Source organism: Sphingorhabdus sp. (genome assembly GCF_023910635.1).
Classification (GTDB): Bacteria; Pseudomonadota; Alphaproteobacteria; order Sphingomonadales; family Sphingomonadaceae; genus Sphingorhabdus_B.
The window spans coordinates 174,108-186,070 of the sequence record NZ_JAAVVZ010000003.1 but is presented as its reverse complement, the minus strand read 5'-3'; the positions used below and the strand labels follow the sequence as shown (position 1 = coordinate 186,070).

At 55.8% G+C, this 11,963-nt stretch carries 14 protein-coding genes; 3 read left to right on the top strand and 11 right to left on the bottom strand.

Annotation, left to right across the window (positions count from 1 at the left end; translation table 11 throughout):
• Nucleotides 1-27 precede the first annotated feature (27 nt).
• The 5 genes from ssb to HEQ34_RS02755 are packed head-to-tail and all read right to left on the bottom strand — an operon-like array spanning nucleotide 28 to nucleotide 4,311.
• Nucleotides 28-555, bottom strand: coding sequence for a single-stranded DNA-binding protein (gene ssb, locus HEQ34_RS02775; protein WP_296197050.1), 528 nt, complete (start codon nucleotides 553-555; stop codon nucleotides 28-30).
• Between the two features lie 36 nt (nucleotides 556-591).
• Nucleotides 592-2,445 (bottom strand): ferrous iron transporter B, encoded by a 1,854-nt coding sequence (locus HEQ34_RS02770; protein ID WP_296197048.1) that lies wholly within the window; start codon nucleotides 2,443-2,445, stop codon nucleotides 592-594.
• The gene (locus HEQ34_RS02765; protein WP_296197045.1) at nucleotides 2,442-2,684 is read right to left on the bottom strand and encodes a FeoA family protein; all 243 of its coding nucleotides are present in this window, start codon (nucleotides 2,682-2,684) and stop codon (nucleotides 2,442-2,444) included. Before HEQ34_RS02765 ends, HEQ34_RS02770 begins: the two co-directional genes overlap by 4 nt.
• Nucleotides 2,685-2,731: 47 nt before the next feature.
• A complete protein-coding gene (locus HEQ34_RS02760) occupies nucleotides 2,732-3,400 on the bottom strand; it encodes a COQ9 family protein (protein ID WP_296197042.1) in 669 nt (222 codons plus the stop codon).
• Between the two features lie 38 nt (nucleotides 3,401-3,438).
• Complete coding sequence (locus HEQ34_RS02755; RefSeq protein ID WP_296197040.1) at nucleotides 3,439-4,311, bottom strand: DMT family transporter; 873 nt, start codon at nucleotides 4,309-4,311, stop codon at nucleotides 3,439-3,441.
• 73 nt (nucleotides 4,312-4,384) lie between these two features.
• Between HEQ34_RS02755 and HEQ34_RS02750 the strand changes: the two genes are divergently transcribed.
• From HEQ34_RS02750 to HEQ34_RS02740, 3 genes are all read left to right on the top strand, one after another.
• Nucleotides 4,385-5,479, top strand: a complete 1,095-nt coding sequence (locus HEQ34_RS02750; protein WP_296197167.1) for an alkene reductase — start codon at nucleotides 4,385-4,387, stop codon at nucleotides 5,477-5,479.
• A gap of 5 nt (nucleotides 5,480-5,484) precedes the next feature.
• A complete protein-coding gene (locus HEQ34_RS02745; protein WP_296197038.1) occupies nucleotides 5,485-6,279 on the top strand; it encodes a sterol desaturase family protein in 795 nt (264 codons plus the stop codon).
• Between the two features lie 66 nt (nucleotides 6,280-6,345).
• Complete coding sequence (locus HEQ34_RS02740) at nucleotides 6,346-8,283, top strand: DUF3604 domain-containing protein (protein WP_296197037.1); 1,938 nt, start codon at nucleotides 6,346-6,348, stop codon at nucleotides 8,281-8,283.
• A gap of 9 nt (nucleotides 8,284-8,292) precedes the next feature.
• On the opposite strand, the gene HEQ34_RS02735 is transcribed toward HEQ34_RS02740, so the two are convergent.
• The 6 genes from HEQ34_RS02735 to dnaQ form a co-directional block, all read right to left on the bottom strand.
• The gene (locus tag HEQ34_RS02735; RefSeq protein WP_366934838.1) at nucleotides 8,293-8,781 is read right to left on the bottom strand and encodes an MmcB family DNA repair protein; all 489 of its coding nucleotides are present in this window, start codon (nucleotides 8,779-8,781) and stop codon (nucleotides 8,293-8,295) included.
• A gap of 77 nt (nucleotides 8,782-8,858) precedes the next feature.
• Nucleotides 8,859-9,572, bottom strand: a complete 714-nt coding sequence (locus HEQ34_RS02730; RefSeq protein ID WP_296197032.1) for a cell wall hydrolase — start codon at nucleotides 9,570-9,572, stop codon at nucleotides 8,859-8,861.
• 167 nt (nucleotides 9,573-9,739) lie between these two features.
• The gene (locus tag HEQ34_RS02725) at nucleotides 9,740-10,081 is read right to left on the bottom strand and encodes a DUF1491 family protein (protein WP_296197030.1); all 342 of its coding nucleotides are present in this window, start codon (nucleotides 10,079-10,081) and stop codon (nucleotides 9,740-9,742) included.
• Nucleotides 10,078-10,545, bottom strand: coding sequence for a PTS sugar transporter subunit IIA (locus tag HEQ34_RS02720; RefSeq protein WP_296197023.1), 468 nt, complete (start codon nucleotides 10,543-10,545; stop codon nucleotides 10,078-10,080). The genes HEQ34_RS02725 and HEQ34_RS02720 overlap by 4 nt, the downstream gene beginning before the upstream one ends.
• A gap of 88 nt (nucleotides 10,546-10,633) precedes the next feature.
• The gene (gene raiA, locus HEQ34_RS02715) at nucleotides 10,634-11,209 is read right to left on the bottom strand and encodes a ribosome-associated translation inhibitor RaiA (RefSeq protein ID WP_296197021.1); all 576 of its coding nucleotides are present in this window, start codon (nucleotides 11,207-11,209) and stop codon (nucleotides 10,634-10,636) included.
• Between the two features lie 18 nt (nucleotides 11,210-11,227).
• Nucleotides 11,228-11,935 (bottom strand): DNA polymerase III subunit epsilon, encoded by a 708-nt coding sequence (dnaQ, locus tag HEQ34_RS02710; protein ID WP_296197019.1) that lies wholly within the window; start codon nucleotides 11,933-11,935, stop codon nucleotides 11,228-11,230.
• Nucleotides 11,936-11,963: the final 28 nt, after the last annotated feature.

The following is an 11,963-nucleotide window of genomic DNA, read 5'->3' as shown; positions in this document are numbered from 1 at the left end:
CCCTGCTATATGCCCCCTCATGTGCGATCAAAAGGGTACGTCGTCGTCAAGATCATTGTCGAAGTCGCCGCCACCAAAGCCGCCCGAGCTTCCGCTACCGCCGCTGCTTCCGCCGCCGCCTGCGCCCCAATTGTTGCCGCCAGACGCGCCGCCTGACGATGCGCCACCACCGCTCCAGCCTTCGCCGCTGCCTGAACCGCCCTTGGCACCATCGAGCATCACCAGCTTGCCATCAAAACCGGCAACCGAAACTTCGGTGGTGTAACGGTCATTGCCAGAGGCGTCCTGCCATTTACGCGTGCGCAATTGGCCCTCAATATACACCTTACTGCCCTTTTTCAAAAAACGTTCGGCCACGCCGACCAGGCCATCGGAATTGAGCACGACGCTGTGCCATTCGGTACGTTCTTTTTTCTCTCCCGTGGTGCGATCTTTCCAATCTTCTGACGTTGCGATGCGCAAATTGCAGATGCGTCCGCCGTTCTGGAATGATTTGACTTCAGGATCCGCGCCCAAATTGCCAACGATGATGACTTTATTGACGCTTCCCGCCATGTTCCCGTCCTTTGAATAAAATTTTCTGTTGCGCCGCTATAAGCCGAAGGAACGCGCTGTCCAATATGTAATCCCAGCAGCCGCATATGCCAGCGCAAAAAGATAGCTGACCATGAAGATGGGCCATTTCCAGCCATTGGTTTCACGCCGTGTCACAGCAATGGTCGAGATGCATTGCGGCGCAAATACGAACCAGGCGAGGAAGGCCAAGGCCGTCGCCAGCGACCAATCCGCCGCAAGCTTTGGCCCAAGGCTGGTCGCTGCGGCGTCTTCATCCGCCGCGTCAATGGCATAGACTGTTGCGAGCGCCGATACCGCAACTTCGCGCGCGGCCATCGCCGGAATGAGCGCCAGCGCAATATCATGGTTGAAACCAATGGGGCGAACAATCGGTTCAAGCCCGTCGGCTATGCGGCCTGCGACCGAATATTCAACCTGCGAGACATTACTGCCCTCGGGTGCCTTGGGAAAGCTTAACAGCGCCCATAAGATAATAGTGGCGGCAAAGATGATCGTCCCGGCGCGGCGCAAAAACACCCAAGCGCGTTGCCACAGATTGATCGCAATGTCGCCGGGGCGTGGCCATTGGTAGCGTGGCATTTCGATAAGGAAACTGCTCGTCCGGCTTTGCGTCACAAAGCGCTGGATGACCGCTGCTGCAAGCATGGCGCCTAATATACCGGCTATATACAGGCCGAAAAGGACAAGACCCTGAAGGCCGATGCCGGGGCCAACGCTCGACGCCGGAATAAACGCGCCAATGATGACGGTATAGACCGGCAGACGCGCCGAGCAGGTCATCAGCGGCGCAATCAGGATCGTCGCCAATCGCTCCTTTTGATCCATGATCGTCCGCGTCGCCATGATACCCGGAATCGCGCAAGCGAAGGATGACAATAAGGGGATGAAGCTGTGCCCCGACAGGCCGACTGCCGCCATCAGGCGGTCCATCACAAAGGCCGCGCGGGTCATATAGCCCGATGCCTCGAGCAACAAGATGAAGAGGAACAGGATCAGAATTTGCGGCAAAAACACGATGACAGAACCGACGCCGGCGATGACGCCATCTGTTAGAAACGAGCGCAGCAATCCGTCGGGTAGGACATTTTTGATGCCATCGCTGAGCAAAGCAAAGCCGCTTTCAATCCAACCAATCGGCGCTTCGGACCAGCCGTAGACCGCCTGAAACATCAGGAACAATAGCCCCAGCAATATGACGACGCCGCCGACCGGATGCAGCAGAACGGCGTCCAGCCTGCGTGTCCATTGGCGGCCAGTGGTTTCGCTGATGATGGCCGAACGGGCAATGTCGCGCGCGCGCTGATTCTGGGCGCCAAAGGATGCGGCAACGGGTTCCGTCACCGGGCGCGGATAGTTGAGCGCTTGGTCCAGCGCAGTCATCAATGGTTCGAGCCCGCGACGGCGCACCGCAACGGTTTCAATCACCGGCACACCAAGCGCGCGGGCCAGTATTTGCACATCGAGTCGAAGGCCATCGCGCTCTGCCAGATCAATCATATTAAGCGCAACAACCGTCGGCAGGCCTTGCGCAATCAGTTCAAGCGCAAAGCGCAAATGATTGTCGAGATTGCCCGCGTCGAGCACGATCAGCAATGCGTCAGGGCGGCGGTGCCCCTCCAATTTGCCCAAGACAACATCGCGCGTGACGGCTTCGTCGAGGCTGTCGGGATCCAGACTATACGCGCCGGGCAAGTCGATCATTTCAACCGGACGCCCATCGGCAAAGGCGGCGCGACCAGATTTACGCTCCACCGTCACGCCGGGATAATTGGCAATTTTCTGCCGCGCGCCGGTCAATGCATTGAACAGCGCACTTTTGCCGGCATTGGGGTTACCGACCAATGCGACCAGAGGCGGCATTTGCGTCATGCGGGCAACGTGCAATCAATCGCCGCGGCGACATTGCTGCGCAAAGCCACCGTCATGCGGCCAACGCGGACCGCCAATGGGTCACGCCACATCAATATGCCCTTATGCAACGCCTCGATTGTCACCCCTGGCTCAAAACCCAGCGAGCGCAAACGATGACCCTCTTGATCGGGCAAGGATTCCCAATCAATCGCCCGAATGACGGCGATTTGGTTCAACGGAAGATGATCAAGTTGCACGGGCGCTATTTGCAACCGATTCGCAATAACATCAATAGGGATTTATATTAACGTGCCGGGTAGCGCAGCCGACCGATGAAACGTGACAGGCTTGGCGCATATTCCTTGCGCTGTTTCGCCTGATATTTCATCTTTTCAATCTGCATCACATTGTCGATCCGACGGTCCAGAAAGGCCCGAGTGTCGGCGAAATTTTCGCTGTCATCATTGACGAAAACGCTCAAAGTGCTTCCATAGACCGCCGACAGCGTCATGCGCTTTGTATAATGGTTCAGGTCAGTGGCGGTATCGCCCGCCAGTCGCCACATGCGGTCCGCCGAACGCCAGCCCATTTTTGCGGCCCTCAGGAGATTTTGCGGCATCGCCATGATGGCAAGCGCACGGCGCAAGGATTCCCGGTCCGGGGCCATAATCTCCAGCCGGGTCGCAACCAATGCCGTAATCCGGTCTCGGATCTTCATCGCGTTCAGCGTTTCCAGTGGCAGGCGGTGGGCAAGTTCCAGATCAACGCCTTCGACCCATGCGTCGATCATGTCGACGCCCTCGCCCTTGAACGCCAGCATCGCAACGTCGCGGTCAACCCCCATCTCATCAGCGGCGGCATGGACGGCGGCGACGGACCATCCGTCAAAGCCAGCATGGCGGCCGATGACAGGGGCAAGGGCGACGCGAATTTCATCAATCGTCGGGTCAGCAGGAAGGGCGTTTTCGGACATATATGATATGTAGGCGTTCGCCGCGTTCAAGAAAAGGTCTATTGCTTACGCACGAGCACCAACGCGACCATAATGAGGGCGCTGCCCGTAAAATCCATCGCCGTCAGCGTTTCGCCAAAGGCCAGCCAGCCAGCGGAGGCCGATAAGGCGGGTTGCAACAACAGGGCAAGGCCGATCACCAGTGGGCTGAAATGCGGCAATGCATATGTGAGGCAACCCTGGCCGAAAAATTGCGAGGTGAAGGCGAGCAGGAGAACTGGCCACCATGCCGTCGGGATGATCTGTTCGCCTGCAAAGACAGCAGCGGCCAACAGTACGACCGCCGCAATGGCACTCGCCATGCCAAGCGCGCCCCAGCTTTCGGTGTTTTGCCGCATCTTCATCATCAGCACCAAATAGACGGTATAGGTAAGCCCGGCACCAAGCGACAAAAGGTCGCCGGAGAAGTGGCGCGGGGACAGCTCAAGGCTTTGCCCCATCAACAAAGCCGCGCCGACAAATGCGAACAGAACGGCCATGCTTTCCCATTTCGACGGCATTTTGCGGGCTATGATGACGCCATAAATTACCAGCAACAGGCTGGCGCAATTGGCGAACAGCGTTGCATTGGCCATTTTTGTCTGAAAAATACCAATATGCCACAAGATGATATCGACGCCGAAAAACAGGCCCGCAACAAGCGCAAGCCAATAGGTCGGACGGCTGACCGCCGAGAGGCGAAAACCAAAACGATAGCCCACGAACAGCAAAAAGGGCGTGGCCAGCGCCAGCCGCCAGAATCCGGTCGCTATCGGACCGCTATCAGCATAGCGCACAAGCAGTGGGCCAAAGGCAATCGCAACATTGCCCGCAAGCAATGCGGCAAAGGCAAGCAGACTCGGCGATTGCTGATGGAAAATCTTCTGCTGCATAAACCCCCGTTGCAATTTGCAACTTTCATCCGCATCTAGGCGGCAAAGAAACGCCTTAATGACAGGAAATCGCATGACTGCAACTTTGTTCGACCCGATTACACTTGGTGCCATCTCCGCGCCTAATCGCATATTGATGGCCCCGTTGACGCGCGGGCGGAGCGAGGGCGAACATGTGCCCCTGTCCGACCTGAAGGCAGAATATTACAGCCAGCGCAGCACCGCAGGCCTGATCATCGCGGAAGCGACCGGCATTAGCCAAGAAGGCCTTGGCTGGCCATCGGCGCCCGGAATCTGGTCCGACGCGCAAATCAAGGCTTGGAAACCCGTGACTCAGGCTGTGCATGACGCGGGCGGACGGATTATCCTGCAATTATGGCACATGGGCCGTCTTGTGCACCCAGATTTCTTGGGCGGCGCGCCATGCGTTTCGGCTTCGGCCACCACTGCACCCGGTTATGCACATACGGCAGAGGGTAAGAAAGATTATACCGAAGCCCGCGCGCTCGATATTTCTGAAATTCCGCGCATTGTGGCGGATTATGTCCATGCCGCGAAAAACGCGATGGCCGCAGGTTTTGACGGCGTGCAGATTCACGCGGCAAATGGCTATCTGATTGACCAGTTCCTGCGCGACAAGACCAATTTGCGCACCGACGATTATGGCGGCGCGATCGAAAACCGCATCCGCTTGCTGCGCGAAGTGACGCAAGCCGTGGTGGACGCTGTGGGCGCGGATCGGACATCGGTGCGCCTGTCCCCCAATGGCGAAACGCAAGGCGCGGACGACAGTAACCCTGTTGCATTGTTCACCGCTGCGGCCGCCGCGTTGCAAGATATCGGCATCGCCTTCCTCGAACTGCGCGAAATCAAACCTTATGGCAATTTCGGACAAACCGAAGTGCCGCGCGTGTCGCCTGAGATCCGTAAGATATTCAAAGGGCCGCTGGTGCTTAACCAAGAATATACCAAGGAATTGGCGGATGCCGATCTTGCCTCGGGCCTTGCCGACGCGATCAGCTTTGGCCGTCCTTATATCAGCAACCCAGACCTTGTGGAACGGTTGCGCGTTGGCGCGGCATTAACGCCGGACAATTTCAAAACCTGGTATTCGCCCGATGCGGAAGGGTATACCGATTATCCCTTCTTGGCACAGGCGAACGCATAACGCGCATGATACAGGCGGGGCTTGGCCACTACTATGCGGTAGCTATCCCCGCCTTGCTGCTTGTCCTGCTCGCAAGCGCCGAAGCGATATGGCCGCGCCGTGCGTTGGTGTTGGGCCGAAACCCACGATGGCGGACACATGCATTATTCTTCGTCAGCAACGCCGTTATCGGCCGACTACTGTCCTTTTTGGTCGTGGTCGGGATGGCCGCAAATTGGGCCGATACGCACAAGTTTGGCGTACTGAATTTGGTCGCCTTGCCCTTTTGGGTTGAGGCCGCCATTGCCTTTATCGTCCTTGATTTCGCAGTCTGGTTGCAGCATTTTTTTATGCATCGCACCCCGTTGCTCTGGCGCATGCATGCGGTCCACCACAGCGACCGTGATCTGGACGTTACCACGGCATTACGGTTCCACCCGTTTGAACTGATAGTGTCGACATTCTATAAATCCGCCATCGTCGCTTTGCTTGGCGTGCCCCTGCTGGTCGCATTGGCATTTGAAGTATGGCTCAATGCCAACGCGCTGTTCAACCACAGCAATATCCGCCTGCCACGCAAGCTTGACCGCATATTGCGGCTGCTTTTGGTGACACCTGACATGCATCTGGTGCACCACAGCACTTTGGTCGAGGAACAGAAACATAATTTCGGTTTCGCGCTGACGCTTTGGGATCGCGCGCTCGGCACCTATCGCGCAGAGTCGATATTAGGTGCCGAAAACCAGAAAATAGGTCTGGCGATGATTGACGATGGCCGCCCTTCAGGCTTCATTTGGAGCATGAAGCAACCCTTAACGTAGCGGAATTCAAGGCCGCCTTGACCGGCGTGATTTTCCGGAGCATTTTTAATGCAGGGAGAGTATAAAATGGCCAGAATACGCAAGATAATATTGGGCAGTGTTGCCGTCGTTGCGATTGGTGCTGGGCTTACCTACGGGTGGCAGCAATATCGCGAGAAAAGCATCATAAATGATTCGCGCGTGGCACAGATGTCATCGGACGCTGAAGTCACATCTGGTCCCGCCAATACCTTGCTGTGGGGCGATACCCATCTCCATACCTCCAATTCCATTGATGCCTTTGGCTTTGGCGTAAAGCTTGGACCGGAAGAGGCGCTACGTTTTGCACGGGGAGAAGAGGTTACGTCGACTGGCGGGATGAAGGCCAAGTTGGAACGACCGCTTGATTTTCTTGTGATCGCTGACCACTCGGGCGGACTTGGCGCAACCAAGGCTCTATACGACGCGCCCGGATTTCTTGTTCGCGACCCCACGCTGAAGCGTTGGCACACCGAAATGCATAAGGGGCCTGAGGGCATGCAGCGCGTGACCGGCGAGCTTATCGACCGTGCGGGCCGCAACACACTTCCCGCTGCGCTGACCAATCCCGAAAAGCAACGCAAGACGGCAACCAACATCTGGACGGGTCATAGCACGCTTGTCGAACGCTATAATGAGCCCGGAAAGTTCACCGCCTTCATGGGTTTTGAATATACGTTGATGCCCGGCGGCAATAATTTACACCGCGTCGTCATGTTCCGTGACGGCAAAAGCCGCACCGACAAGGTCCTGCCTTACGACCCTGGCCAAGGCGACACGCCGGTCAGCCAATTGTGGGACTATATGGACAATTATGAGAAGGTCACTGGCGGCAAGGTGCTGGCGATCCCGCATAATAGCAACCTGTCCAATGGCCTGATGTTCGAATTGGTTGGCCCGGATGGTGGCCCCATGACCGCAGCATATGCACGGCGGCGGGCCGCGCGCGAACCAGTGACCGAAATCACGCAAATCAAGGGCGATAGTGAATCGCACCCGTTTTTGTCGCCGAACGACGAATTCTCCGGCTTCGGCACCGCGGGCTGGGACCTTGGCAATTTGACCATGCAGGCCGCGAAAAAGCCGCAGGATTATGCGGGCGAATATATTCGTGAGGCGTTGAAGCGTGGCCTAGCGATCGAGGCGCGTACTGGCGTGAACCCCTATAAATTCGGCGTTATCGGTTCAACCGACAGCCACACTGCGTTGGCCACTGGCGACGAAGATAATTTTTTTGGCAAGCATTCGGGTGGAGAGCCTAACGCCAACCGTGCTTCGCAGGCCCAAAATCTTGGCACCCGGAAAGGCCGTATTGGTTGGCACTATCTGGCGGGCGGCTATGCCGCCGTGTGGGCCACGGCCAATACACGCGCAGCGATATTTGACGCAATGATGCGACGCGAGGTGTACGCCACAACTGGCCCGCGTATGACATTGCGTTTCTTTGGCGGTTGGGATTTCAATGAAAAGGATTTTGCACGCGACTGGGTAAGGGCCGGATATGCAAAGGGTGTGCCCATGGGCGCAGACCTAAAGCCCGGCAACGGCGCGCCAAAGTTCATGATTTCGGCGTTGAAAGACCCGGCAGGGGCAAATCTTGATCGCGTTCAAGTCGTCAAAGGCTGGGTAGATTCTTCCGGCGCATTGCAGGAAAAGATTTTTGACGTTGTTTGGGGCGATGCCGACAAAAGGCGCAAGGGCGCCAATGGCAAACTCCCTATAGTCGGCGACACCGTAAACATCGCGAAAGCGAGCTATACCAACAGCATTGGTGATCCGGAATTGCGGACGGTGTGGACCGATCCCGAATTTAACCCCAATATCCGTGCATTTTATTATGTCCGGGTCATCGAAATCCCCACCCCGCGCTGGGTGTTGTTTGATGCCTTGCGCTATGGCGCCAAATTGCTGCCGGGGACGGAGTTAAAGGCGCAGGAGCGAGCGTATTCGTCGCCCATCTGGTATAACCCCAAAAAAGCCATTTAGGGTCAGGCGCTATTCGAATTCAAACCCGGATAGCGCGGAGTCAGGGTCAGATATCCCCATTAAGCGGCGCATGGCTAACCGCGCGAGCCGCTGCGTTTCGGTTTTACGGCGCGCCGGGGCGAGCGGCACCAATGCGGCTGGCCGCGCGATTTCGGCATCATAAGCGTCGGCGATGATCAAACCGGCGCGTTCGGGCATGAACGCAACGTTTCGCAACGGGCTGATGTCAAACCCAGCCGGGACTGCCCAAAAAAAGCGGTCACAATATGCGAGATATTCCGGCCATTTCTGATCACCCATAAGGTCAGCGCGCGAACATTTGATTTCGACGATGATAATCTCGCTTTTGTTGCTGAGGCCCATGAGATCCGCGCGGCGATTGTTGCGCAGGCTGACCTCAGGTTGCACCACAATATGGTTGCGCAAGAACAACCGCGAAACACCGCGCGCTACCGCTGGCGCGCCGGAAATCGATGAAGGTGTAAGGGCCTGAGTCATAATCCGCATTTAGAACGAAATAGGAACAAAATAAAGGCCCCTTGAGGGGCCCTTATCGTTCATTCCTGTCGCACCGATCAGCGGTAGAAGATATGATTGTCTACGCTGCCAATCCGCGTCAGACGCCATCCTGGCGAAACATGGCGGGCATGGAAGAACAATGCGCCTTCAACGGGGCTTTTCCATTTATTGTCCAGCGCAATGTTGCTGATCGCGACGGCATTGCGCCAATGCATGCTGTCTGTTCGGATCGGCGGCAAGCTTGCCCCGCGAACGAAGGAAAACTGACCTTTTTGGAAGACAACGCCGCATAATGTGCTGGCAAATCGACCCGAATTGGCGCGGGCAAGCACGACGCGGGCCACAGCCAATTGGCCGGCAAGCGATTCGCCCTTGGCTTCAAAATAGACCGCGCTGGCAAGGCATCGCTCTTCCTTGCTTAAACTGTCATCGACATCTTGTGTGCGCACAAGGTCAGTGAGTGAGGATATGGTTGCCGCATCTGCGTCAACATTATTGGGGTTTGGGAGCGATTTGGGCATTATGCCGTTGCTTGGAACATATATAATGTCGCCATTGTCAGCGAGCGTCGCCGTCACTTTACCGCTTTTCACGAGATCCAACTGCGCCTGTTCGGCGGCGATCTGCGTAGGGTCAATGATGATGGTGTTGGCGCTTAACTGTGTGCTTTGGTCATTACCAAAAGCAAATCCTGCATCCGCAGTAATGACTGCGGAAATCAGGGTAAAAGATACGGCTACCAAAGAGGCAGCCCGAAAAAATTTCAACATGAAACATACATTAAAGCGGCGGCACCAGCGGACGAAACTCTATTAGTTTATCGTTGTTCGTCTTTTGTTGCATCCGACTCGCGTGTTTATCTGGCCACCCCATTTGTGCCCTAAACGACAACCTTCGCTACTCGATGGCTGCGCATCTATGGCGCAGCGCAGCAAAGTCAAATAAACATGGTCAGAAGTCGGTCCAACCGTGCACCGGACGCGACATCCAGTTCAAAAACCCACAAATCCGGATCACGCGCGCATCGTTTTTTCCAATAATCCTGCACCGCAACACCGCTAGATTCCTTCAAATCTATCGTCTGCCATGCGGACTGGCCGTCTAATGCGGAATAACGTTCGTATACTTTGGGGTCTGCGCCACGAACCTGGCCGATGAGCAATATGGCACCGGACACCGCATCGCCCTTTTTCAGAACGGTTGCGAAGTCACCTTCGGCTTCTAATATGCGCTTGATTGCGGAGATAAGAACACCGCTGGCAAGCCGTGGTTCAATCAAGCTGCGTCACGCTCTTCAGAGAAGGTTAACACCGCAAACATCGCCGACGAATCTGCGGCACCACGCAATTGCGCGCGGAATTTCTCATCGCGAAACAGGCGTGAAACCTCTGCCAATGCGCGCAAATGCGATGCACCGTCCTGCGCCGGTGAAACAAGCGCGCAGACCAGATCAACAGGCTCGTCGTCGACAGCATCATAAGGCACCGGCTTCAAAAGCCGGACAAACACGGCCACGGGCATGTCGATACCCAAGACCTTGCAATGCGGAATCGCTGTTCCACCGCCAAAACCCGTTGGGCCAAGTCGCTCGCGCTCAATCATGCCGTCCAGCACGGCATCGGCGTCGACAAAATAATTTTCAGCCGCGATAACCGATAGCTGCGCCAGCAAGTCGGATTTCCCCGAACATAGCAAGTCAGCAGCAACGGCCCCCTCAACGAGCCTAGTAGAAAGTCGAATCATATTTTGTTCAAAAGCGCCCGGTGCGACCGGCGGCGCAACCCCTAAATATTTGAAATGATATAGAATATTAATTCACGTCAGCCGAGGTCTAAGGTGCAGATTTTGGTTCAACCCACCCGATCGTGCCATCTTCGCGGCGGTAAACCATATTATGTCGCCCAGTTCCAGTGTTTTTGAATAACAAGGCGGGTGTATTGCGTAAATCCATTAACATAACCGCGTCGGAAACCGTCGATTCAGGAATATCTACGCTCATTTCGGCAACAATTACTGGTGCATCAGGCAATGGCATTTCATCCTCACCATCACCTGCATCAAACACAGTATATGCGGCTTCTTCTTGCGCTATCGCATAAGCGGTTTGTACATGGCGATCCTGCAGTCGGCGCATGTAACGGCGCAATTGTTTCTCAATCCGTTCGGCGGCGCGGTCAAAGGCAACATGTGCATCCTGCGCTTCGCCGCGGCCTTTGAGCACGAGGCCCTGCATCACATGCATGACAATATCGCTGGTGAAGCCGTCATGCGGCGCACGGCCAAAGGTTGCATGGGATGACAAGGCCTTGGTGAAATATTTTCCGGAAATAGACCCGAGCCGTCTTTCCACATGGGTCTGAAGCGCTGCACCGGTGTCGACCTGATGTCCTGAAACCCTGATGTCCAATGCCTGTCTCCTTTTTTGTTAAAGCGCTGACCCCGGCTGGAGCCAAAGCGCATCCTTAATCTTTACAACAAATTCGGCATGGCGCGCCAATTCCTCGCTTGAGGCAGAATGCGCGCGCGCTGGCCGAAATGTTTTCGTTGTCTGAACGCTGTTAACGTCCATTTGGCCCATCATTTTATCAGCTTTATTATCATCAGCCAGGCCAAGGCCAATCTGTCGACCGCCGGTCAGTTCAATATAAAGCTGCGCCAGCAATTCCGCATCCAACAACGCGCCATGCTTTACGCGGTGGCTACGGTCGATGCCATAGCGGGTACACAAAGCGTCCAAAGACAGCTTTGCTCCGGGGTTTTTGACTCGCGCCAGCGCCACTGTGTCAACCATACGGTCCATAGACACCGGCGGACGACCACAATGCTGTAATTCGTGATTGAGAAAGCCAAAGTCAAAGCTGGCATTATGCGCAACGAGCGGGCTATCGCCCAAAAATGCCAGCAGCTCATCCGCCTTTTCGCCAAAGGCCGACTTGTCAGACAGAAAGCGGTCCGAAAGGCCATGCACTTGTTCAGCGGCGGCCGGCATAGGGCGCTGCGGGTTGAAATAGGCATGGTAATGCTTGCCCGTCATGACCCGGCTGACCATTTCAATGCAGCCAATTTCGACCATCCGATCCCCGGTTGCAGGATCAAAGCCAGTCGTTTCCGTATCGAATATAATTTCACGCATTCTATTATGAGATGTGAGCCTGTTTAAG